A 22,744-nucleotide genomic window follows, 5' to 3' on the forward strand; every position below is an offset into this window, starting at 1 on the left:
AGTAATATATAACACCTGAAAGTGATTTGCAACAATTAATCTAAAATTGCATCTTTAAGCATTGGGTCATTTTCAATAATCCTTCGCAACAATTGCAGTTCCGGTTGTTCAAACAGCTTATTCGTACGGATAAGGTCGACAGCATCTTTACGCGCTGTTTCCAGTGCACGGTAATCTTCCACAATATCGGCTACTTTAAATTCAGGCAAACCGCTTTGCTTTTTACCAAAAAAGTCACCAGGTCCCCGTAATTTCAAATCTTGTTCTGATAGTTCAAACCCATCAGTCGTTTCCTGCATAATTCTCATACGTTCTTTTCCTGTGTCCCCTTTAGGATCAGCTAATAATATACAGTAACTTTGAGCGTCACCTCGACCAACTCTTCCGCGTAATTGATGGAGTTGAGATAAGCCAAAACGGTCTGCATCATATATCACCATTACTGTTGCATTCGGCACATTCACCCCTACTTCAACTACTGTCGTGGAAACGAGGACGTCAATTTCCCCTTGGGCAAATTTCTTCATCACGTCATCCTTTTCATCTGAATGAAGACGACCGTGCATAAGTCCAAGCTTCACATTAGGTGGAAAGTGTTGTTGTAACAATTCATATAAATCTACTGCGTTTTGAATGTCGAGCTTGTCCGACTCTTCAATTAATGGACAAATCATATATGCTTGATGACCTTTGTCTACTTCCTTTTGAATGAATTGCATGACTCGATCGAACTTATTTGGTTTTGCCCAGTATGTTTCGACTGGTTTCCGTCCTTGGGGCATTTCGTCAATTACAGATACATCCAAATCACCAAAAGCAGATATAGCAAGGGTTCTCGGTATCGGTGTTGCGGTCATAAAGAGTACATCAGGCTTTAACCCTTTTTCTCGTAACACTCGCCGTTGTTCAACACCAAAACGATGCTGCTCATCAACAATGACGAAACCTAAATCCGCAAATTGTACATCGTCTTGTATAAGGGCATGGGTTCCAACAACAATATCTACTTTTCCTTGTTCTACTCGGTTTAACAACTCTACACGCTTTTTCCCCTTAACAGACCCAGTTAATAGTTCTACCTTTACAAAATCAGAGAATAGTTTCGATAATGATTCATAATGCTGCTCCGCTAATATTTCAGTCGGAACCATTAATGCACCTTGTTTACCAGCTGTCACCGCTGCATAAAGTCCAATTGCCGCGACAATTGTTTTCCCAGATCCTACATCTCCTTGCAGAAGGCGATTCATTCGATATGGAGACTGTAAGTCTTCCAGAATTTCCGTCAATGCCTTCTCCTGGGCACTTGTTAATGGAAATGGTAAATGATGTTTGAATTGCATTACTTTTTGGTCATTGAACTCTTTTTCACTGCCAACAACGGATTCTTTAATTCGTTTCCGTAAAAGCTGCATTTTCAATTGGAACAATAAGAGCTCCTCATATATAAACCTCCGCTTTGCATGTTTTAATAACGTACTGTTCGGAGGGAAGTGCATAAATCGTACACTTTCTGAACGTGCTGGCAACTTATATTCTACTAAGTATTTTTTCGGTAGTATTTCCTTTACGTCATCAGCATACTCTTCTACTGCAAATTCCATTGCTTTTCGCAATCGGTTCATTGTCATATTTCCTTTTACTGAATATATCCCTTGGATTGATCCATCATCTTCCTGTTTTCCTGCCTTAAATTGATTTACTGTAATTTGGAGTCGATGCTGGTCCCACTTTCCTGTAACCGTTATGTATTCACCACGGACAATATGCTTTTTCGCGAAAGCTTGGTTAAACAGAACAGCCTTGATCGCGATACCGTCCACCTCTAAAGTGACTGTTAATCGAGATTTCCGTCTACCAAAATAACTTAAGGAAGGCTCAGAAACAACCTTCCCTACAATCGTAGCTTTCTCATTATGCGTAAGTTCCATTAACGGTTTCACTTCATGAAAATCATATCGAAAAGGGAAATAAAATAATAAATCTTCTATCGTATAAATGCCGATATCTTGCAAATCGTTTTCCATTTTATTTCCAATACCTTTAATGTTTGATACTCTTTCAGTTAACAATGTTTTCACTCTTTCTTTAAGGAAACTCCGTAAATTTTCGCTTCTAATTCCCGGCCTGTCGGCGTCGCTGCCAAACCACCTTGGGCGGTCTCTTTTAAAGCTGTTGGCATTGATTGACCGATTTTGTACATCGCATCAATCACTTCATCACAAGGTATGCGACTCGTAACGCCAGCTAATGCCATGTCAGCAGCAACGATTGCGTTAGACGATCCCATTGCATTTCGTTTTACGCAAGGTACCTCAACGAGCCCCGCAACAGGGTCACAGACTAACCCTAACATATTCTTTAACGTAATTGCCATAGCTTCGGCTGATTGACTCGGAGTCCCACCAGCCATTTCTACAATCGCTGCTGCTGCCATACCAGCTGCTGAACCAACTTCAGCTTGACACCCCCCTGCTGCTCCGGAAATAGAGGCGTTATTTGCCACCACTTGACCAAAGGCACCAGCCGTAAATAAATAACGAACCATTTGTTCACGGGTTGGGTTTAATTGATTTTTCACCGCAAATAACGTACCAGGTACACAACCGGCGCTTCCAGCGGTTGGAGTTGCGCAAATAATTCCCATTGCTGCGTTTACTTCATTTGTCGCAACTGCTTTACTTACTGCATCCAGCAACAATTCACCTGATAGAGGTGTATGGTTTTTAATATAATTTTGAATTAATACGGCATCGCCACCAGTAAGGCCTGAGTGGGATTTCACTCCTTTTAATCCATCCTCAACAGCTTTCTCCATTACATCTAAATTTCGTTCCATTTGTCCCATTACATCTTCACGAGACCGTTCTGTGATTTCCATTTCCTGTCTAATCATAACTTCAGAGATTAAAATGTTTTCAGTTTCGGCCAGCTCGACTAATTCACTTACATTCCGGAACATCGAACCCCTCCTTTATATTTGTAAGCGTTTCCCTTATTTTGTTTACGTAGAGATTTTCACTACTTGTAATATGTTCTTCGCCGCTTCCAACTCATTTATCGTAGATATATCGATGTTTTGATCTGTTTCAATAATCATTAACGCTTCTTTCCCTTGTTCACGACGCGACACTTCCATATGACCAATGTTAATCTCTTTTTTCGCTAAAATATTCGTAACGGATGCAATAGCACCAAATCGATCATTGTGCATCACGAGGATGGCTGGATGTTCGCCTGATAACTGTAGTTCAAAACCGTTTAATTCGGTAATTTCAGCTTTTCCGCCACCAATCGAAATACCTTCTAATTCTAAATCTTCCTGATCGTCACCAATACGAATTTTTACTGTATTCGGGTGTTCCGTAATCGCATCTTCTTCTATAAAGCGTATTTTCATACCTTTTTTCTTAGCTATGTTTATCGATTCGGACATTCGTGTATCGAAAGTATCAAAATCTAACAGTCCGCCAATAATCGCAACATCAGTACCATGCCCTTTATATGTTTTCGCAAAAGACCCATACAAATGGATATTTGCCCACTTTGGTTCCCGACCAAACAACTTTCTAGCCATTCGACCAATCCGAGCAGCTCCAGCTGTATGGGAACTGGAAGGACCAATCATGACTGGGCCAATGATGTCAAATACGGAACGGAATTTCATTCTTCTCACCACCTATTACATTGTATTTCCATTGTATCGGGAAAATAAGTGTCATGCCAAGTGTTACGTAGAAACTTATAAAAGTTTTATAACGTTTCATGCAGGAATTCGCTAAAAAACGTGCACTGCCAAAAAAGACAAGTGCACGTTTTGTTATTCAATCGCAAATATATAGGAATAGATTGGCTGATTTCCATTATGAACTTCAATCTCCATATCCTCAAAATGTTCTTCCATATATTGTTCAATCTCTGACACTTCTTCATCCGTTGCATCTTCACCAGTAAGAATCGTAACGATTTCGTCTTCATCCTCTTCAATCATACCTTGCAGTAATTGAGTGATGGCCTCAAGTTTATTTTTACTAGTAGATGTAATCTTCCCGTCTGCAATTCCCATAAAGTTTCCTTTTGCGATTTCTAAGCCATCAATTTGCGTGTCCCTGACAGCGTAAGTGACTTGCCCAGTCTTAACTTCTTCAGATGCAGCCACCATTTCTTTATGATTATCCTCAAGTGAACGATCAGGGTGGAAAGCTAACATCGCACTCATACCTTGTGGTATCGACTTCGTTGGTACAACCGCAACTTCCCCTTCTACAAGGTCTGCAGCTTGTTCAGCTGCCATGACAATATTCTTGTTATTTGGTAACACAAGAATTCGTTTCGCATTCGCTTTTTGAATGGCGTTTGCAATATCTTGCGTGCTCGGATTCATCGTTTGGCCGCCCTCGATGACGACATTTGCCCCTAAGCTCTCAAACATTTCTTTTATACCCGATCCTAACGCAACGGTCACAATGGCATACTCTGCCATTACTACTTTCTCTTCTTTTTTGGCATCTCCTACAATCGATGTATGCTGTTCACGCATATTTTCGATTTTCACATTCACCAAGCTCCCATAATTTTGGGCGTACGTAAGAACTTCTCCTGGATACTCAGCATGAATGTGGACTTTTACGAGGTCGTCATCTGCTACTACGAGAAGAGAATCCCCCTGGTTTCCTAAACGGTTTCGGAAATCCTCTTCTTTAAAAGGATGCTCTTTGTCCCGTTCAAGCTTTATCATAAATTCTGTACAATAGCCAAACTCAATATCCTCAGTGTTCATAAAATCTTGGTGCATTTTATGGTGTTCCGCATTAATCATTTGCTCTACATTCACCTTGTTGGCATAGGTTGGAAGCGCTTCCCCTTTTAACACTGACAAAAATCCTTCATAAACAGTTACGAGTCCTTGGCCTCCACTATCTACAACACCGACTTCTTTTAGTACAGGCAATAATTCAGGTGTACGTTGTAAAGATGCTTTTGCTTCCGTTAACACATGTTCCATAAATTCAATATGATCATCAACTTCTTCAGCCTTTTCAACTGCAGCATTTGCTGCATCTTTAGCAACTGTTAAAATTGTCCCTTCAACCGGCTTCATAACTGCTTTATACGCCGTTTCTACCCCCGCTTGTAATGCTTCAGCAAAGTTTTTCGTAGTAAGGGTTTCTTTATCTCGAATTGCTTTTGAAAAGCCTCGGAATAGCTGTGATAAAATAACACCCGAATTCCCACGTGCCCCCATTAATAAACCTTTTGCCAGTACTTCACCGATTTGACCAACATGTTTGTGGTCTACTTGTTCAACCTCATTTGCACCGGAGGTAAGGGTTAAGTTCATATTCGTTCCTGTATCTCCGTCAGGCACCGGGAACACATTTAATGAATCAATCATCTCCCTATGATTCGATAAATGTTCCGCACTAACTAGAATCATTTGTCCAAATGTTGTGCCATCTATTTTTTGTATCGTCAATTTTATTTCCTCCTTCTTTAGCAAGAGCGTCTATGCTTTCTGTGTAACTTGAACCCCTTGTATAAAAATGTTGACCGATTCAACCGATAACCCTAACATTTTACTTAACGTATATTTCACTTGATTTTGTACGTTAAGGGCAACCTCTGATATTTTCGTGCCATAGCTCACGATGATATACATATCGATATGTAACTCATTTTCTTCCTGTCGAACAACGATACCTTTAGCAATGTTTTCTTTTCTTAACATTTCCGCAATACCATCTCTTAATTGTTTTTTAGATGCCATCCCAACGATGCCATAACATTCCACTGCAGTACCACCAGCAATTGTAGAGATTACATCATTAGAAATGGTAACTTCACCATACTCATTTTGAAGATTAATGGACATAGTAATCCTCCTTCAACAGACAATTAATTAAGGTCATTTTACTATATTAAAATTCAATATGAAAGCTTACCTCTAGCTATTCCTATTATACAATGTATGAAAAACGATTGAGTGTCAAGGTTTTTTTCTTGATATTTTACTTGATTAATTATTGCATTCAACTAATGTTTATGATAAATTATATTAGTATGTAAAGAGATAGATGATTTAGGTAGGAGGGATGACAATGGCTCGTAAATGTGTCGCTACCGGCCGTAAGACTAGCTCAGGAAACAAACGTTCCCACGCTATGAATGCAAACAAACGTAAATGGAAAGCTAACGTTCAAAAGGTACGAGTTATGGTAGATGGTAAGCCAAAACGTGTTTATGTTTCTACACGTGCTTTAAAATCAGGTAAAATTGAACGCGTATAATCGTATTCGATTATTTTAAATGTAAAAAAAGCTGTCGCTTCTGTCGACAGCTTTTTTTACATTTCTAGGACTTTGAAAAGTAAGGTCCTTTTTAATCCTTCTTGAACATACCGATAATTCCCCTTACAATTCCTCCAAGAAATTTTGGGAGTTTAATGGTATAAAATTTCATAAGTTCCCCCTCCTCTAACGGTCAAATCAGCCACCAAATATAGGTTAGACCACATCATTAACATAAGGAAGTCGTACATTAACCTAGCACATCACGGCTCTTTACAACTATTAATATGCCGTCGCGAAATGAAAAAGTACCCTTTTTTCCAATTAGCTTATTTGAAGTACATAAAGAAGAACCTAGAGGTACTGTTGCATCTTGTAGTGGATAGAAAAAATTGTCTAATGTTAAGCCACTTACTTCCATTGATAGTGGTAAAAATGAAATATAGTCATAATCACCTTGGGTTATTTCATATGTCCCTGGAAGTTTCACCTCAACCCAATTTGATTCATTTATGATTATTCCCCTTACCCCTTTCTGACGAAGCTTATATAGCAATTGAATATTTATCAGTTCATGATCTAAACGCCCCCCTGTTACGCCCCAAAAGTAAATCGTATGTGGTGAATGGTTCAACGCTTCATCAATGGCAAGTTCCAGGTCTGTTTTATCTTTATGTGCATCATACTGTAATATATGCTTTACCTTTTGTTTCAGTTGTTGAATTTTATCTCGTGAGATTGAATCAAAATCACCTATAGCGATTTGGGGAGTAATGTGATGTGCTAGTAATGTTAATGTACCTTCATCTACACCAATCCACTTCAACTTAGCTTGATAATAAGTTGGAATTTGAATTTCTGTTTCCGGAGCACCAGCTACAATACCTATTTCCATAAAAAAACTCCTCTCTTCAATAAGAAAAGCTGTCCAAACGGACAGCTTTTACTTTGTACTATTTCGTATCTTTTGAATGGCTTCAGCTCGATCTGATTGATTAAAGATCGCGCTTCCGGCAACTAAAACATTAGCCCCAGCATCAGTACACATTTTCGCTGTTTGTTCGTTCACACCGCCATCCACTTCAATTTCAAAATTGTAACCTTCATTTCTTCGCCACTCGTCTAATTGCTTAATTTTTGGCACAACACTTTCAATAAAGGACTGCCCTCCGAACCCCGGATTTACTGTCATTAATAACACGAGAGAAACATCGTTTAAAATAGGACGGATAACTTCCGCAGAGGTTGCTGGATTAATAACGACCCCAGGTTTTGCACCTTCAGCTTTAATCTGTTGAACCGTACGATGCAAATGTCGACATGTTTCATAGTGGACGGTAATAATATCCGCTCCAGCTTTTGTAAATGCTGATATATATTGGTCCGGGTTTTCAATCATTAAGTGTACATCAAGAGGTAATGATGTAATCGGTCTAATGGCCTGTACTACGAGAGGACCAATTGTAATGTTTGGGACGAAGTGACCATCCATGACATCAACATGGATATAATCGGCACCGCCCTTTTCAACATGCAATATTTCTTCACCTAATTTAGCGAAGTCCGCGGACAAAATGGATGGAGCTATTTTTGTCATATTAATACCTCGGCTTTCGATTTTGTATTTCTTCTAAAAACTGCAAGTAATGGTCATATCGGTATGGTGGGATTTCTCCATCATTAACAGCTTCCTTGACTGCACATTTCGGTTCCCGGTTGTGAAGGCAACCGCGAAATTTACATTCATTTTGGATTTTGACCATTTCCGGAAAACAATTGGGTAAATCTTCAACCTCTAATTCACTAAACTCTAACGAGCTAAACCCAGGTGTATCTGCAACATAGCCGGAGGAGACTTTCATAAGTTCTACGTGTCTTGTTGTATGTTTTCCCCTTCCGAGACTTTGTGAAATATCATTTGTCTCTAATCTTAAATTTGAGTTTAACTCATTTAAAATGGAGGATTTCCCCACACCTGACTGGCCTGCAATTACGGATGTTTTATTATCAATAAAAGGGATTATTTTATTAAGTTCTTCCTCATGTTTCGTTGAACAGAGGATAACGTGATAACCGATTTTCTCATAATCTTTTTGGTATTGTTTCATGGATTCGACTGTTTCTACACTTGCTAAGTCCATCTTCGTGATAATGATAACCGGATCTACTTGCTTCGACTCTACAAGTACAAGAAATCGATCCAATAACAAAGGGCTGAAATCAGGTCGAACTGCGGATGAAACGATGAAGGCTTGATCTACATTCGCAATTGGTGGTCTAATGAGTTCATTATTACGTTCCATAATCTTTGTTACGTATCCATCTCCATCATCTTGAACATCAATTTCGACATAATCTCCAACAAGAGGGGTTACCTTCTTTTTACGAAACAAACCTCTCCCCCTACATTGGTAGATCTCATCGTCAGTTTGTACGTAATAAAACCCACTTAATGCCTTTACAATTTTCCCTTTCGTCATCCTAAGTCGTTCACCCTTCCGAATATTGAACTGTTTCTTCACGATAATATTCATCGTTTACTGTTATTTTATACTTTGCTTCATCGTCTGGTTCAATGAGTAAGTCAAGATGATACTCTTTATCACCCTCGATGACATCTTCATATGCTACGTCCTGTAAATCACGGTTCATATCTTCTATATAAATTTTAATGTAAAAACGTTCCTTGTTACCATTTCCGTTTCCATTGCCATTTCCATTTTGTTCACCAAATCGACTCTTTAACTCGTCGTAATTCAATGACACAGTTACTGATTTCGTAACAGGCGGCTTCGGTTCGGGACCATCCGATATATATACCGTAATTTCATCTCCACGTTCTACTTCTGTATATGGTGCAGGTTCCTGTTCAATCACATGACCCTCTGGAACTTCATTTGAAAATTCCCTAACTGTATGAATTGACAAGTCATGACCAACTAAATATTGCCTCGCTTCTTCTTCTATTTTCCCCGCGAGTGGCTCCAGCAATATTTTTGGAGGACCTTTACTAATCTCAAAAATAAACACTGTTTCTTCTGGTATAACAAGTGAACCTGGTGAAGGTTGAATTTGCGTAATGATTGAACCGACTGGTTCGTCAGAGTGCTTTTCATAAGCGATTACGTCTTTAAATGCCAGTTCATCCTTTAACAAAATTTCGATTTGTTGAAATTGCTTTCCAATATAATCATTCACTTCTCTTTTTTCTTTTCCGAGACTCGTAATAACTGTTACTTTCGAACCTTCCTTCACGATTGAACCTTGTTTAGGTTCAGTTTTTATGACATAGCCTTCCTCAACCTCATCAGAATTCATTTTTTCTTGATCTACATCTAATTTTAAATTCCGTAGTTCGTCATACGCTTCCTCATAAGTCAAACCAGAAACATCAATAATTTCCACTTCCTCAGGCATTAATAGTCTCGGCAGAAGGAACAACGCTATAATACCAGCCGCGACTAAAGTTAAAACACCTGTAACAATCCATGGTGTCCACCTTCGATTCTTTTTTTGTTTCTCTTTATCATTCCCGGGAGAGCGAACAATTGTATCATCATGTTTACGATTCCTACTTCTATAATTCTCTGGCGTAATAACCGGGATAGCCTTCGTTTCTTCCCCTTCTTCAATAGGAGGCTCAAAACGAGATTCATTTTCACGCTCTGGTAACATGACCGATTCTAAATCTTTCCCCATTTGTTGCGTACTTTCATAACGGTGTAACGGATTTTTTGCTGTTGCTTTCAAAACTACATTTTCTACACTTTGTGGTATATCACTAACCCATCTTCTTAATGATGGAGGATCACTTTGTAAATGTTTTAACGCAATAGAAACCGCAGAATCACCTGAAAAAGGCAGGCGACCCGTTAATAATTCAAAAAAGACAATACCTAAAGAATATATATCTGACTTTTTCGTTGCTACGCCCCCACGAGCTTGTTCAGGTGATAAATAATGAACAGAGCCAAGCACAGAATTTGTTTGGGTCACGGTTGTGCTACTTAACGCCATGGCAATCCCGAAGTCTGTAACTTTTATTTTCCCTGTTTCATCAATCAAAATATTTTGGGGCTTAATGTCACGGTGCACAATCCCATTTTCATGTGCATGGGAAATAGCGGCCGTTACTTGCTTCATAATATCTACTGCTTTTTCCGCTTGTAACGGTCCATAGTACTGTATGTATTGTTTCAGCGTCATGCCCCGAACATATTCCATTACGATATAATAGATATCTCCGTCCTCTTCCCCTACATCAAAAATGTTTACAATGTTTGGGTGAGATAGACTGATTGTCGCCTGGGCTTCACGACGGAATCGCTCTATAAATTCATCATCATTTGCATAGTCCATGCGCAGGACTTTAATGGCAACATCCCGATTTAGAATAATGTCACGGGCTAAATATACATTCGCCATTCCACCCCCGCCAATTGGTTGCAAAATTTTATAGCGGTCATTTAGCATCTGTCCGTTAAACATTATTCATCCCCCTCATCACTAGAATGATGGATGATCGCAAGGGAGATGTTGTCTTCCCCACCACGTTCATTGGCAAGGGATACAAGTTGATGAGCAGAATGTTCTAATGAATCACCTTCAATTAAGTAGCGATGTAGCTCCTCATCACTTACTTTATTTGACAATCCATCAGAGCATAACAATAACAGATTATCTTGTTCCCAACCAATCGTTTTCGTGTCAATTGAAATGTTTTTTTCGGTACCTAATGCTTTTAATAACACATGTTTACGTGGATGGTGCTCTGCGTCCTCAGGTGTTAGCTGCCCTGAACGAATTAACTCGTTCACGAGGGAATGATCTTCAGTAATTTGCGTAAACCCAAAACTATTAGAGACGTATCCTCTACTATCTCCAATGTGACCTACTGTCACAAAGTCTTCAGCACAAATCGCAGCTACTACTGTTGTACCCATACCTTGATACTCTTCATTTTGAATAGCTTTTTCGAAGATTACATCATTAACTTTATGAATTTGTTCGTTCAACCACAATTCTGCCTTTTCAGGTGAATCAAATCCTTTTGTCTCTTTCCATTTTTTATGTAATGTAGATGCAGCAAGAAAACTTGCTACATCTCCCGCACGGTGACCTCCCATACCATCTGCTACAACAGCTAACGCTTGTCTATCCATATTGTAAAAGATGCCACCTGCATCTTCGTTATGGTTTCTTACGCGTCCCGTATCTGTTAGAAAATACCCTAACATTCGCTTCACCTCGTCTCTTCCTTACGCTCCTTCGCCCTTAATTGACCACAGTATCAATATCTTGTCCTTATTTACGGCGAGTTGTGACGTTGATTTTTTCATCCAACGCTTGTGCAAATTCAAAAAGTTTTATCCCGTGCTGTTCTAACTTAATCTCTGTTGGAACACGATTTTCCGGAATTCAGTTTATTTGTCACTTTAATAACGAATTCAATCCGCTAAATCTTCCGCGAATTTTACAAATCATTTTTCCCACTAAATAGCCGATACGCAAAAGTTACACGTCGACCTGTCTTGTAATATTACCTGAAGGGTAACTAATGGTATTGCCTTAAATGTATCTACTCTTTCTTTCTTAATCTAGTTAAAAAGAAGCCATCTGTATTTAAGTCTTGCGGGAATAGTTGTAAGCCCCATTCACTTAAACCAGGTAAGTTCCGGCAAATTTCCGGTAACTCCTGATGGAAATCAGGGTCCACTTCAAATTGCTCATGTTGTTCTAGGAATCGTTTCACGTTGTATTCGTTTTCTTCCTTATCTACAGTACATGTGCTATAAACAAGCTTTCCATCATCTTTTAACAGCGGTGCTACCGCTTCTAGCAACTCATATTGAATACGAGCTAAATTTATAATATCTGCCTCTGATTTTTCATATTTAATCTCAGGCTTTCCTGATAATACACCTAAACCAGAGCAGGGTGCATCAAGTAATATACGATCAAACGTCTTATTTTCGTGAAACTGACGTAAGTTTCGACTATCTCCCTGTTTAGCTTCAACAATTGTAAGTCCAAGTGCTTTAGCCTTCTGTTCGACGAGCTTAGCTTTTTTGGCATGTAAATCATAAGCATATATAGTGCCTTCATTTTCCATTATTTCAGCCATGTGGGTCGTTTTTCCACCTGGTGCACTACAAGCATCAAGCACTTCCATTCCTGGTGCCAAGCCCATCATCTCACCCACTAACATAGAGCTTTCGTCTTGAACTGTTAAATGATTTTGGAACAGTGAATGTTGAAGAATATTCCCTTGCTCCATAATGATTCCTTGAGGTGATAATGGTGACGGAGCGACATCAAAACCGTCATTTATGAGGGTTTCGATAACCTCTTCCCTTGACGTTTTTAATGCCTGTACCCGGACCGTTACATTTTTCCTTTCAAGGTTTCGTAGGCACATCGCTTTTGTCGTCTCCAGGCCATACCAGTTGACCATTCGTTTTACAAGCCATACAGGATGACTCGTTTCCGTAGCTAGACGTTCCACCGGATCCTCAATTTGATCCAAGGAAGGAACACCATTTCGTTGAACATTTCGTAACACGCCATTAATTAAAGAACTGATTCCTTTATGCCCTTTCTTCTTTCCGAGTTCAACGGACTCAAATATAACTGCATGATCCGGAACCTTTTTCAAGTATACCATTTGATAAACGGACAAATATAAAAGCCATTTCACCCATGGTTTCACCTTTTTTTTTACAAAAGGGGCGAGGAAATATGCTAACGTATCTCGACGTTGCAATGTTCCATATACTAATTCCGTCAACAATGCTGAATCGTTGGCTTTGAATCGCTCCTTTTTCAAGGTTTGGTTAAGCAATAAATTGCTGTAACCGCCCCCTTCACCAACACGTACTACGATATTTAATGCAGCTTCCCGTACTGATAGGTTACTCACGTTATGCATCTCCTAACATATCCCCGACGTTTAGACGGTTACCGGCGCCACGAATAAATGCTTCACCTGTCATTTTTTTCTTTCCAGCAGGTTGTAATTCTACAATCTTAATTCCCTTCTTATCACCACATGTGACGATGAAACCATCATCGGTAATTGCGCTAATCTGCCCAGGTTGTGCTTCATAAGTCTGCTCTACCTTTTCTCCCCACCAAATTTTCACATTTTTACCTTCCCACGTTGTTGAAGCAACCGGCCATGGACATAGTCCACGAATATGGTTATAGACGACTTCCGCCCGTTCATTCCAATCAATACGTTCCTGTTCCCGCTTAATATTCCTTGCATATGTTGCTTGATCATTATCCTGGGGAATGGGTTCTAATTGTTTTGAGAACAAAGAAGGTAATGTTTCGCTTAGCAGTTTAGCGCCTGCAACAGAAAGCTTATCATGCAATGTTCCGACATGATCGTTTTCCTCAATCGGTACCTTCACTTGTGTTAATATGTCACCTGCATCAAGTGCTTGAACCATATACATAATGGTAATACCTGTTTCCTTTTTGCCTTGCATGATTGCGTAATGAATTGGTGCCCCACCCCGTAGTTCGGGCAAGAGAGACGCATGGACGTTAATGCACCCAAAAGGAGGAGCCTCTAACAATTCATTCGGCAAAATCTGCCCAAACGCAGCCGTAACGATAAGGTCAGGTTCATATTGCAAAACTTCCTCATATTCGTTGCGAATTTTTTCTGGTTGAAGGACAGGTATTTGGTGTTTTTCTGCCTCCACCTTAACAGGTGGTGGAGTTAACGTCCGTTTCCTTCCCTTTGGCCGATCTGGTTGTGTCACTACAGCAACAACATTATAACCATCTACTATCATTGTATTTAAAACTGGAACGGCAAAATCCGGTGTCCCCATAAAAACAATGCGTTTTGACATGCTAATCCCTTCCTTTACATCATCTGGTATGGCTGAAAATCTATTGTAATTTGCAATTCGTTTTTCTGAATATCTTCTTCGTACATTTGAAGGATTTTTTTCATTATCACATGTATGTTTGGTTCATTTCTGTATTTTACCATGCATTGATAGCGATATCTATTTTTGATCCGGCTTAACGGCGACGGGGTTGGACCTAGTATTTTCGTTTCCCGTTGCAACTCCGTCGATAATACTTTCGTTATGCGCTGAATAACATCTACAACAAAAACGTGGTTTTCATGTGATACATGAACAAGTGTTAAGAAATAGTAAGGTGGATATTGGAATGTTTTCCGAATATGCATCTCTTTTTGATAAAACCCTTCAAAATCATATTGACTCGCCAGAATGACACTATAATGCTCAGGCGTATATGTTTGAACCATCACTTCACCTGGTAAATGGTGTCGGCCTGCTCGTCCACTTACTTGCGTAAGCAGTTGAAAGGTCTTTTCCGATGCTCGGAAATCAGGTAAGTGTAACATAGAATCAGCCGCTAATACGCCAACCAATGTAACATTTTCGAAATCTAAGCCCTTTGCAATCATTTGTGTCCCAAGCAAAATGTCGGCTTCTCCTTGTCCGAATTTCTTCAACAACCGTTCATGAGAGCCTTTACGACTGGTAGTGTCAACATCCATGCGAATGACTTTTGCCTCAGGAAACGTTTTGTTTAGTTCTTCCTCCACTTTTTGTGTACCAGTACCAAAATATCGTATGGAAGGACTTTCACATTTTGGACATGCATTCGGCATCGGCTGTTCGTAAGCACAATAATGACATTTCAACCTGTTTTGGCGCTTGTGATACGTTAAGGAAATATCACAGTGTGGACATTGAATCGTTTCACCACAATCACGACATATGACAAATGTAGAATACCCTCTCCTATTTAGAAACAGCACCATTTGCTCATTTCGATTCATCCGCTCCACTATTTTTTGCTGTAGGGCCTGTGAGAACATGGAACGATTCCCGTTATGCAACTCCTCCCGCATATCAATAATTTCTACAGCGGGCATCGACTGATCGTTCATTCGCTTTGATAACGTTAATAATTGATAAACACCTTTTCTTGCCCGAGCAAATGTTTCGAGAGTAGGTGTTGCACTCCCTAATACGACCGGACAACGATGTTTTTCTCCCCGAAAAATGGCGACATCTCGTGCATGATAGCGGGGATGATCTTCTTGTTTATAGCTAGTTTCATGTTCTTCATCGATAATAATAATCCCCAGGTTTTTGAAAGGAGCAAAGATAGCTGATCTAGCTCCCACAACAACGCTCACTTCATTCCTTTGTATTTTACGCCATTCATCATATTTCTCCCCGGCTGACAAGGCACTGTGCAGTACTGCTACTTTTGAACCGAAACGACTTTTAAACCGTTCCACCATTTGTGGTGTAAGAGCAATTTCCGGCACTAACACAATCGCCTCTTGTCCCTTTGCCAATACCTTTTGTATCGATTGTAAATACACTTCAGTCTTACCACTTCCAGTTACGCCATGTAATAAAAACACATCATGCTGTTCACTTATAAGTGCCTTTTCAATCGGTTCCATCGCTTGGCGTTGTTGTTCCGTTAACGGTAACGGATAGGACTGTTTAAAGGCACGGTGTTCGTAAGGATCCCGATACATCTCTTGTTCAAAAACGGATACGAGCTGTTTTTTTTGAAGTGTATCAATCGGGGACCGTGTTATACCGAGTTTATTACGTAACTGTGTTAGTGGTATAGGCGAATTATTTTCAAGGAAATATTCAATAATTTGTTTTTGTTTTGCTGCATTTTTTGAAAGCTCGTCAGCATATTCTTGTAATAAATGGGGGTCTTTCATAGGCTTTACCCATAAAACCTTTTTTTTCGTTTCTTTACTTTTTACAGCATAGCGTACCTCAATCAAACCTTTTTTTACTTCCTTTTGGATTTGGGTATACGGAATATTTCTATCTTCCACTTCTTGAAAGTTGATTACATCCCGACCGGCAAATAAAGTTTGAATCGTTTCCGATAAATGATGATCTTCTGTTAATTTCCATATTTCCTTTTTGTATTTCGCTTTCAATACTTGAGGAAGCATGACTTGTAAAGCAGACAAGTAAAAACTTAACGTCGTATCAGCCAGCCATTTTCCTAAAGATAAAAGTTCCTCTGTTAAAATAGGCGTAAAGTCCATTACATCTTCTATTTCTCTTAACCTATGAAATGAAGATTCTGCGGTAATGTCGACAACAAATCCCATCACCTTCCTAGGACCGAAAGGAACAATAACACGCATCCCTTTTTCGACTACCGATAAATACGAATCTGGTATACGATAGTCAAAAACTTGGTCCGTAGACATTGAAGGAACATCCACTACAACTCGTGCAATGTTCACTATTCTTCCTCCTTTATATCCTCCCGAATGCATATGAGTAACTTCTTTGCGATATCTTGCTTTGACATAACCGGCATTGAGACTTCCCTACCTGTACGACTCAAATATGTGACAGCATTCGTATCTGTCTGAAAGCCGGCTCCTTGCTTACTAACATCATTAACTACAATTGCATTTAAATGTTTTTTCTGCAACTTTTCTTTTCCATAACGAAGGGGATCATTTGTCTCCGCTGCAAATCCTACGAGAAATTGATGCTTTTTTTGTTCCCCTAATGTTTGTAGGATATCTTTCGTCCGTTCCATTTCGACTGTTAAAGAGCCTTCTTTTTTCTTCATTTTATGATCGAAGGTCTCCTTCGGGCGATAATCGGCTACTGCCGCAGCCTTTATGACGATATCGGATTGACCATAGTGTCGTAAAACCTCCCTATACATTTCGTCTGCTGATTCAATTTCAATTCGTGTAACGCCAGGAGGTGATGGTAACTGCGTTGGGCCAGAAATCAACGTAACTTTAGCACCGAATAGTGAAGCTTGTCCCGCGATGGCATAACCCATCTTCCCTGAGGAATGGTTCGTAAAAAATCGAACAGGATCAATGGCCTCCCTTGTCGGACCAGCGGTGACAAGTACATGTTTGCCTTGTAACAACCGCGGCTTATGTAAGTCTTCCTCAATAATTGATACAATTTTTTCAGGTTCCTCTAAACGGCCTTTACCAACATAGCCACATGCAAGGAAACCTTCACCCGGTTCAATAAATTTATAGCCGTATTCAAACAATCTTTGCATATTGTTTTGGACGGACGGATGTCCATACATATGGACATTCATGGCGGGGGCAACGTAAACTGGTGCCTCGGTTGCTAATAATGTAGTCGTTAGCATATCATCGGCGATGCCGTTTGCTACTTTCCCTAATACATTCGCCGTAGCAGGGGCTAATATTATGAAATCAGCTGTATCTGCCAAATCAATATGGGCAATTTTCGCTGCATCTTGCTCGTCAAATGTATCTGTAAACACTGGATTACGAGATAATGCCTGGAATGTCAAAGGTTGAACAAATTGCTGTGCATTTTCTGTCATTATAACTTTTACATTAGCACCTTTTTGCACTAGCTTACTCGTTAGTGCACATGCTTTGTATGCGGCTATGCCACCTGAAACACCTAAAACAATATTTTTTCCTTCTAACATACATTGTCCCCCTCGTTACATACACAAAAATAACAACCCGTGACAGGTTGTTATTTCTTCCATTTCATTTTTACTCATATTGGTGAGAATCAGCGTCAATCTTCTCTGCTTTAATTTCTTCCAGTGCAACCCCGACAAATTTTTTTGATTTAGGGTTATCGACATAAAACTTTTGCTTTTCTTGCATTTCACGTGCACGCTTAGCAGAAACGATAACTAGTGCGTATTTGGAATGTACTTTTTCTAACAAAGAATCGATGGAAGGTTCTAACATACTATCACTCCTCTAAAGCTTTCTTATATTGTTTTGCGATACGTTCCCGTTTACAATGTTCACTTTTTACAATAGATAATATACGATCTACAGCATTGTCAACTTCATCATTCACAACGACATAGTCATAGGCATCCATCATATCTATTTCCTTTTTTGCGGCAAGTAAACGATTTTTGACTAAATCTTCTGTTTCCGTGCCTCTGCTCACAATGCGATTTTTTAATTCTTCAAGACTAGGCGGGATTAAAAAGATGAACACACCTTGTGGAAAGTTTTTCTTCACTTGAAGTGCACCTTGGACTTCAATCTCCAAAAAAACATCCTTACCATTTTCTAATGTTTCCTCAACATACTCTCGTGGAGTACCATAATAATTTCCAACATATTGAGCCCACTCTAACAACTTTCCTTTTTCAATCATCTGCTCAACTTCTTCTTTTTGACGAAAGAAGTAGTCCACTCCGTCTTGTTCACCTTCACGTGGGTTACGGGTAGTTACTGAAATTGAATATTGTAAGTCTGTTGCATTATCGAATAAGGCCTTACGTACAGTTCCTTTTCCAACTCCTGATGGGCCTGATAGTACAAATAGTATTCCTTTTTCTTCAATCACAAATGATGCCTCCTACCCTTCGTATGATAAATCATCATTACTAATTACACGTTGTCCAACTGTTTCTGGTTGAACCGCAGATAAAACAACGTGGTCACTATCGGTTATAATGACTGCTCTCGTGCGTCGACCGTATGTAGCATCTACTAGTTTATTGTTATCTCTCGCCACTGTAATAATCCGTTTAATTGGTGCTGATTCAGGTGAAACAATAGAAATAACCCGATTAGCAGACACAACATTTCCAAATCCTATATTTATTAATTTCAAACTCATGTTGTTCCTCCTCCAAAATCGCTGATTGATCAGCCATCCCTGAATATATCTATTATATGAAAAAATGTACATAAAACTCAATTGTTATTCAACATTTTGAACCTGTTCTTTTACTTTTTCAATTTCACTCTTTAATGCGACGACTTTTTCACTTACCATTGCGTCATTTGATTTAGAACCAATTGTATTTGCTTCGCGGTGCATTTCCTGTACAATAAATTCCAATTTGCGGCCAATCGGTTCATCTTTTTCAAGTGTAGTAGCTAGCTGGTCAACATGGCTAAACAAACGGGTTACTTCTTCTGTAATATCCCCTTTTTCAGCTAGTATGGCTACTTCTTGAATAACTCTTGAATCATCTTCACGTAATTCTTCTTCTAAATAAGTCTCAATCCTTTGTCTAATCCGCTCACGATAGTGAACGATCACCTGTTCACGATCGTCTTCTAACTGTTTTATAATACTTTGAATCTGTTGGATTCGATGAATTAAGTCACGCTTTAGGGCAGCCCCTTCTTCTTTTCTCATTTGTAAAGCATGTTGAACAGCTTGCTCACAACAAGATAAGATGACATCTGCACATTTACGCCCTTCATCTTCCTCATTTGTTACCGTAAATACTTCCTCAAATTGTAGTAGCGCTTGTACTGGAATGGAACCTTCCATTTTATACCGTTCTTTCGCTTTGTTTAATTGTTCAATGTATTGGTCCATGAGGATCCAATCAACATCAACTTTCTTATTTTCAAGCGCTTCCCCGTCAACTGATAAAAATATGTCAACACGACCTCGTTTCAACAGTTGACGGGCCATTTTTTTCATCTTTTCCTCTAAATGAAGAAGTGTCTTTGGCATTTTTATCGACAGGTCCAAAAAGCGGTGATTCACAGTCCTGACTTCAACTGTGATTCGGGAATTATCAATTGTTTCAACGTGGCGTCCATAGCCTGTCATACTTTTTACCAACTTGATCACTTCCAATACTAATTCTTTTCTATACTATTTTATCATGAACTGGTTATTATTGGCTAAAGGTTTATCGCGGTTGTTTTCATTTTCTTTTTCCTGGACCCCATATAATCGTCGGTATTGCACTTAGTACAACGATAAACAACCATTCTCTGGCAGGCAAACCGACAGTATGGAATATCGGCTGGAGTGGCTCATAATATACAACGACTAATAAAAGGAATACGGATGAAATGACTGCACCGACTAAATATAAATTACCAAATGGGTTTCTAGCAAATACTGATCGATCCGAACGACAATCAAATACATGTATTAATTGTGCCATGACTAAGGTAGTAAATGCAATGGTCTGTGCGTATTGAAGGTTATTTGGATGTTGCGCATAAGCAAACATAAACGCGATTAACGTGACAAGTCCAATTAAAAATCCACGAGTAATAATTTTAAAAGCTAGCCCTCTAGCAAAAATACTTTCTTTCGGACTTCTAGGCTGACGGCTCATCACATCTTTTTCTGGTTTATCTAATCCTAAGGCCAATGCCGGCAATCCATCAGTTACGAGATTCACCCATAAGATTTGTACAGGCACTAATGGTAGTGGCATACCTAGTAACATCGCAAATAGCATCACTAATATTTCCCCAACGTTCGATGCTAGCAAATAGCGAATAAATTTTCGTATATTTTCATATATGTTTCGACCTTCTTCAATTGCTGATTTTATTGTAGCAAAGTGGTCATCCATTAAGATAAGTGATGCCGCTTCCTTCGTTACATCGGTACCGCTTCTCCCCATACTAACACCGATATCACTCGCTTTAATTGCAGGGGCATCATTGACTCCGTCACCTGTCATAGCTACAATATGCCCTTTCTCTTGAAATGCCTTTACTATCCGTAACTTATGTTCAGGGGATACACGTGCAAATACGTAAGTATCGTCAATTAATTCCACGAGTTCCTCATCAGACATCTCACTAATTTGATAACCATCTAATACACGTCCGTTATCAGGTAGCAATTGTAGCTGTTTTGCAATAGCCTTCGCTGTATGGACATGGTCCCCGGTAATCATTACCGTTTTTACCCCTGCATTACGACAAGTAGCAATGGCTTCTTTCACTTCTTCTCTTGGTGGATCAATCATCCCATACATACCGAGAAAACTAAGGTCTGTTTCAAGCTCTAAATCTGAATAATCGTCCTTTACTTCGACCTCTTTAAAACATAATGCGATGGTACGTAAAGCTTTATTCGCCATCGTTTCCATTACTTGATTTAATTCTTGCTCTCGTTCAGGTGAAAAGGTTCCAAAACGACCGTTTTCATAAATATATTTTGTTCGTTTTAACAATACGTCTGGTGCACCTTTCGTAATAACGAAGCGCCTCTTTTGTTCATCCTCAACAACGACAGACATACGCTTTCGATCTGAATCAAATGGAATTTCATAAACAACCTTATATTCGGTTAACTCATTTCTGCGTATTTCCGCTTTCTCTGCAGCAACAACAAGTGCTCCCTCTGTCGGATCACCATCGATAACATATTGACCTTTTTTCCTCTGTAAAATCGCATGGTTACACAGCACACCGTAAGAAAGTAACTGATGTAAAGACTTCACTTTGCTCGGGTTAATGTTTTTATCATCGAGAACAAATTTTCCGTCTGGTTCGTACCCTTTTCCTGTCACAAACAGATGACGTCCAGGTAAATAAATTTGTTTCACCGTCATTTCGTTTTGCGTCATTGTTCCTGTCTTATCTGAACAAATGACAGAGGCACACCCTAATGTTTCCACCGCAGATAATTTACGTACAACGGCTTTCTTCTTAATCATCCGTTGTACACCTAACGATAATGCTACCGTGACAATCGCTGGCAGTCCCTCAGGAATTGCGGCGACGGCTAAAGATACTCCTGCTAAGAACATCTCATATAAAGGGTGTCCTTGCCAAATCCCCAACACTGCTACTAATACGGTTAAAAGTAATGCCGTAACAATTAATATCTTTCCTAATTCCTCAAGTTTCCGCTCAAGAGGAGTCGGCTTCCGTTTCGTCGCTGATAATAATGCAGCAATTTTCCCCATCGCGGTTGACATACCTGTCTCCACGACAATGCCGATACCACTACCTCTTGTAACGAGCGTGCCTGCAAAAGCCATGTTCGTTTGATCCCCAAGCTCTGCATCACCTCTATCTACGATGGCAGCCTTTTTCGGAACTGGAACTGATTCCCCAGTTAGAACAGACTCTTCAATCTCAAGGCGATTGACATTGACTAAACGAATGTCTGCACTTATTCGATCCCCTGTTTGGAATTTCAGAATATCACCAGGTACAAGCTCTTTACTTGGGATCTTTATCCATGTACCATCCCTCAACACATTAGCCATAGGGGCTGACAATTCTTTTAGTTTTGCTAATGATTTTTCTGCCTTTTGCTCTTGGAAAAAACCTAACAAACCATTTAACAACACAATAGCCATAATTGCTATCGCATCTACATATTCCCCTAGCAATCCAGATACTAAAGTAGCTGCGAGGAGGACGAGTACCATAAAATCTTTAAATTGTTGTATAAATAATATAAGTAGCGATGGCTTATTATGGTCTTCCAATTCATTATAACCAACTTGACGTTGGCGCTTTTGAGCAAGGTTAGATGATAAACCTTCATTAAAGTTTGTCCCTAATTTTCTCGCTGTTTCGTCGTGACTAATCTGATACCATTTCACAATCCATTCCCCCATCAAGGTAGTCTTCTGTATATCTATTCAGACTCGTCCAAAAAAATGCTATACTTTGATTGTTAAGAGGTGAT

At 39.4% G+C, this 22,744-nt stretch carries 21 protein-coding genes; 1 reads left to right on the plus strand and 20 read right to left on the minus strand.

Features of this window, described 5'->3' with window-relative positions:
* Window positions 1-35 precede the first annotated feature (35 nt).
* The 5 genes from recG to NLW78_RS06900 all read right to left on the minus strand — a co-directional run bounded on the left by recG (window position 36) and on the right by NLW78_RS06900 (window position 5,872).
* Window positions 36-2,072: an ATP-dependent DNA helicase RecG gene (recG, locus tag NLW78_RS06880; protein WP_254496321.1), complete on the minus strand. Its 2,037-nt coding sequence runs from the start codon at window positions 2,070-2,072 to the stop codon at window positions 36-38.
* Between the two features lie 5 nt (window positions 2,073-2,077).
* On the minus strand, window positions 2,078-2,962 hold the full coding sequence (gene sdaAA / locus NLW78_RS06885) for an L-serine ammonia-lyase, iron-sulfur-dependent, subunit alpha (protein ID WP_254496322.1): 885 nt from the start codon (window positions 2,960-2,962) through the stop codon (window positions 2,078-2,080).
* Window positions 2,963-3,004: 42 nt separating this feature from the next.
* Window positions 3,005-3,667 (minus strand): L-serine ammonia-lyase, iron-sulfur-dependent subunit beta, encoded by a 663-nt coding sequence (gene sdaAB, locus NLW78_RS06890; protein ID WP_254496323.1) that lies wholly within the window; start codon window positions 3,665-3,667, stop codon window positions 3,005-3,007.
* Window positions 3,668-3,820: 153 nt separating this feature from the next.
* Window positions 3,821-5,476, minus strand: coding sequence for a DAK2 domain-containing protein (locus tag NLW78_RS06895; protein ID WP_254496324.1), 1,656 nt, complete (start codon window positions 5,474-5,476; stop codon window positions 3,821-3,823).
* Between the two features lie 30 nt (window positions 5,477-5,506).
* Window positions 5,507-5,872: an Asp23/Gls24 family envelope stress response protein gene (locus tag NLW78_RS06900; RefSeq protein WP_254496325.1), complete on the minus strand. Its 366-nt coding sequence runs from the start codon at window positions 5,870-5,872 to the stop codon at window positions 5,507-5,509.
* Window positions 5,873-6,098: 226 nt separating this feature from the next.
* On the opposite strand from NLW78_RS06900, the gene rpmB reads away from it, so the two are divergent.
* On the plus strand, window positions 6,099-6,287 hold the full coding sequence (gene rpmB, locus NLW78_RS06905) for a 50S ribosomal protein L28 (RefSeq protein ID WP_254496326.1): 189 nt from the start codon (window positions 6,099-6,101) through the stop codon (window positions 6,285-6,287).
* 91 nt (window positions 6,288-6,378) lie between these two features.
* On the opposite strand, the gene spoVM is transcribed toward rpmB, so the two are convergent.
* The 15 genes from spoVM to NLW78_RS06980 all read right to left on the minus strand — a co-directional run bounded on the left by spoVM (window position 6,379) and on the right by NLW78_RS06980 (window position 22,658).
* Complete coding sequence (gene spoVM / locus NLW78_RS06910) at window positions 6,379-6,459, minus strand: stage V sporulation protein SpoVM (protein ID WP_254496949.1); 81 nt, start codon at window positions 6,457-6,459, stop codon at window positions 6,379-6,381.
* 78 nt (window positions 6,460-6,537) lie between these two features.
* On the minus strand, window positions 6,538-7,182 hold the full coding sequence (locus NLW78_RS06915) for a thiamine diphosphokinase (RefSeq protein WP_254496327.1): 645 nt from the start codon (window positions 7,180-7,182) through the stop codon (window positions 6,538-6,540).
* A 48-nt stretch (window positions 7,183-7,230) separates the two neighbouring features.
* Window positions 7,231-7,884 carry a ribulose-phosphate 3-epimerase gene (gene rpe, locus NLW78_RS06920; RefSeq protein WP_254496328.1) on the minus strand — a complete coding sequence of 218 codons (654 nt, stop codon included), beginning with the start codon at window positions 7,882-7,884 and terminating at the stop codon, window positions 7,231-7,233.
* 1 nt (window position 7,885) lies between these two features.
* A complete protein-coding gene (gene rsgA, locus NLW78_RS06925) occupies window positions 7,886-8,767 on the minus strand; it encodes a ribosome small subunit-dependent GTPase A (protein ID WP_254496329.1) in 882 nt (293 codons plus the stop codon).
* 10 nt (window positions 8,768-8,777) lie between these two features.
* Window positions 8,778-10,775, minus strand: coding sequence for a Stk1 family PASTA domain-containing Ser/Thr kinase (gene pknB / locus NLW78_RS06930; RefSeq protein ID WP_254496330.1), 1,998 nt, complete (start codon window positions 10,773-10,775; stop codon window positions 8,778-8,780).
* Window positions 10,775-11,524, minus strand: coding sequence for a Stp1/IreP family PP2C-type Ser/Thr phosphatase (locus NLW78_RS06935; protein WP_254496950.1), 750 nt, complete (start codon window positions 11,522-11,524; stop codon window positions 10,775-10,777). The genes pknB and NLW78_RS06935 overlap by 1 nt, the downstream gene beginning before the upstream one ends.
* A 341-nt stretch (window positions 11,525-11,865) precedes the next feature.
* The gene (gene rsmB, locus NLW78_RS06940; protein WP_254496331.1) at window positions 11,866-13,215 is read right to left on the minus strand and encodes a 16S rRNA (cytosine(967)-C(5))-methyltransferase RsmB; all 1,350 of its coding nucleotides are present in this window, start codon (window positions 13,213-13,215) and stop codon (window positions 11,866-11,868) included.
* The gene (gene fmt, locus NLW78_RS06945; protein ID WP_254496332.1) at window positions 13,208-14,152 is read right to left on the minus strand and encodes a methionyl-tRNA formyltransferase; all 945 of its coding nucleotides are present in this window, start codon (window positions 14,150-14,152) and stop codon (window positions 13,208-13,210) included. Before fmt ends, rsmB begins: the two co-directional genes overlap by 8 nt.
* Window positions 14,153-14,166: 14 nt before the next feature.
* Complete coding sequence (gene priA, locus NLW78_RS06950; RefSeq protein WP_254496333.1) at window positions 14,167-16,578, minus strand: primosomal protein N'; 2,412 nt, start codon at window positions 16,576-16,578, stop codon at window positions 14,167-14,169.
* Window positions 16,578-17,780 carry a bifunctional phosphopantothenoylcysteine decarboxylase/phosphopantothenate--cysteine ligase CoaBC gene (gene coaBC / locus NLW78_RS06955; RefSeq protein WP_254496334.1) on the minus strand — a complete coding sequence of 401 codons (1,203 nt, stop codon included), beginning with the start codon at window positions 17,778-17,780 and terminating at the stop codon, window positions 16,578-16,580. The genes priA and coaBC overlap by 1 nt, the downstream gene beginning before the upstream one ends.
* A 70-nt stretch (window positions 17,781-17,850) precedes the next feature.
* The gene (rpoZ, locus tag NLW78_RS06960) at window positions 17,851-18,054 is read right to left on the minus strand and encodes a DNA-directed RNA polymerase subunit omega (RefSeq protein ID WP_254496335.1); all 204 of its coding nucleotides are present in this window, start codon (window positions 18,052-18,054) and stop codon (window positions 17,851-17,853) included.
* 4 nt (window positions 18,055-18,058) lie between these two features.
* Window positions 18,059-18,670, minus strand: a complete 612-nt coding sequence (gene gmk / locus NLW78_RS06965) for a guanylate kinase (RefSeq protein WP_254496336.1) — start codon at window positions 18,668-18,670, stop codon at window positions 18,059-18,061.
* A 12-nt stretch (window positions 18,671-18,682) separates the two neighbouring features.
* Window positions 18,683-18,946 (minus strand): extracellular matrix/biofilm regulator RemA, encoded by a 264-nt coding sequence (gene remA, locus NLW78_RS06970; RefSeq protein ID WP_254496337.1) that lies wholly within the window; start codon window positions 18,944-18,946, stop codon window positions 18,683-18,685.
* An 84-nt stretch (window positions 18,947-19,030) separates the two neighbouring features.
* The gene (locus tag NLW78_RS06975) at window positions 19,031-19,912 is read right to left on the minus strand and encodes a YicC/YloC family endoribonuclease (protein WP_254496338.1); all 882 of its coding nucleotides are present in this window, start codon (window positions 19,910-19,912) and stop codon (window positions 19,031-19,033) included.
* An 85-nt stretch (window positions 19,913-19,997) separates the two neighbouring features.
* Complete coding sequence (locus tag NLW78_RS06980) at window positions 19,998-22,658, minus strand: calcium-translocating P-type ATPase, SERCA-type (RefSeq protein ID WP_254496339.1); 2,661 nt, start codon at window positions 22,656-22,658, stop codon at window positions 19,998-20,000.
* Between the last annotated feature and the right edge of the window lie 86 nt (window positions 22,659-22,744).

This window comes from Salirhabdus salicampi, assembly GCF_024259515.1.
Classification (GTDB): domain Bacteria; phylum Bacillota; class Bacilli; order Bacillales; family Alkalibacillaceae; genus Salirhabdus_A; species Salirhabdus_A salicampi.

What these genes read in the sequence shown, in the direction of transcription:
- rpoZ (WP_254496335.1), bottom strand. Translation starts at nt 18,054, where the DNA reads ATGTTAGAACCTTCCATCGATTCTTTGTTAGAAAAAGTACATTCCAAA.
- remA (WP_254496337.1), bottom strand. Translation starts at nt 18,946, where the DNA reads ATGAGTTTGAAATTAATAAATATAGGATTTGGAAATGTTGTGTCTGCT.
- coaBC (WP_254496334.1), bottom strand. Translation starts at nt 17,780, where the DNA reads ATGTTAGAAGGAAAAAATATTGTTTTAGGTGTTTCAGGTGGCATAGCC.
- NLW78_RS06900 (WP_254496325.1), bottom strand. Translation starts at nt 5,872, where the DNA reads ATGTCCATTAATCTTCAAAATGAGTATGGTGAAGTTACCATTTCTAAT.
- rpmB (WP_254496326.1), top strand. Translation starts at nt 6,099, where the DNA reads ATGGCTCGTAAATGTGTCGCTACCGGCCGTAAGACTAGCTCAGGAAAC.
- pknB (WP_254496330.1), bottom strand. Translation starts at nt 10,775, where the DNA reads ATGTTTAACGGACAGATGCTAAATGACCGCTATAAAATTTTGCAACCA.
- rsgA (WP_254496329.1), bottom strand. Translation starts at nt 8,767, where the DNA reads ATGACGAAAGGGAAAATTGTAAAGGCATTAAGTGGGTTTTATTACGTA.
- sdaAA (WP_254496322.1), bottom strand. Translation starts at nt 2,962, where the DNA reads ATGTTCCGGAATGTAAGTGAATTAGTCGAGCTGGCCGAAACTGAAAAC.
- rpe (WP_254496328.1), bottom strand. Translation starts at nt 7,884, where the DNA reads ATGACAAAAATAGCTCCATCCATTTTGTCCGCGGACTTCGCTAAATTA.
- NLW78_RS06935 (WP_254496950.1), bottom strand. Translation starts at nt 11,524, where the DNA reads ATGTTAGGGTATTTTCTAACAGATACGGGACGCGTAAGAAACCATAAC.
- fmt (WP_254496332.1), bottom strand. Translation starts at nt 14,152, where the DNA reads ATGTCAAAACGCATTGTTTTTATGGGGACACCGGATTTTGCCGTTCCA.
- sdaAB (WP_254496323.1), bottom strand. Translation starts at nt 3,667, where the DNA reads ATGAAATTCCGTTCCGTATTTGACATCATTGGCCCAGTCATGATTGGT.
- rsmB (WP_254496331.1), bottom strand. Translation starts at nt 13,215, where the DNA reads ATGCATAACGTGAGTAACCTATCAGTACGGGAAGCTGCATTAAATATC.
- NLW78_RS06915 (WP_254496327.1), bottom strand. Translation starts at nt 7,182, where the DNA reads ATGGAAATAGGTATTGTAGCTGGTGCTCCGGAAACAGAAATTCAAATT.
- spoVM (WP_254496949.1), bottom strand. Translation starts at nt 6,459, where the DNA reads ATGAAATTTTATACCATTAAACTCCCAAAATTTCTTGGAGGAATTGTA.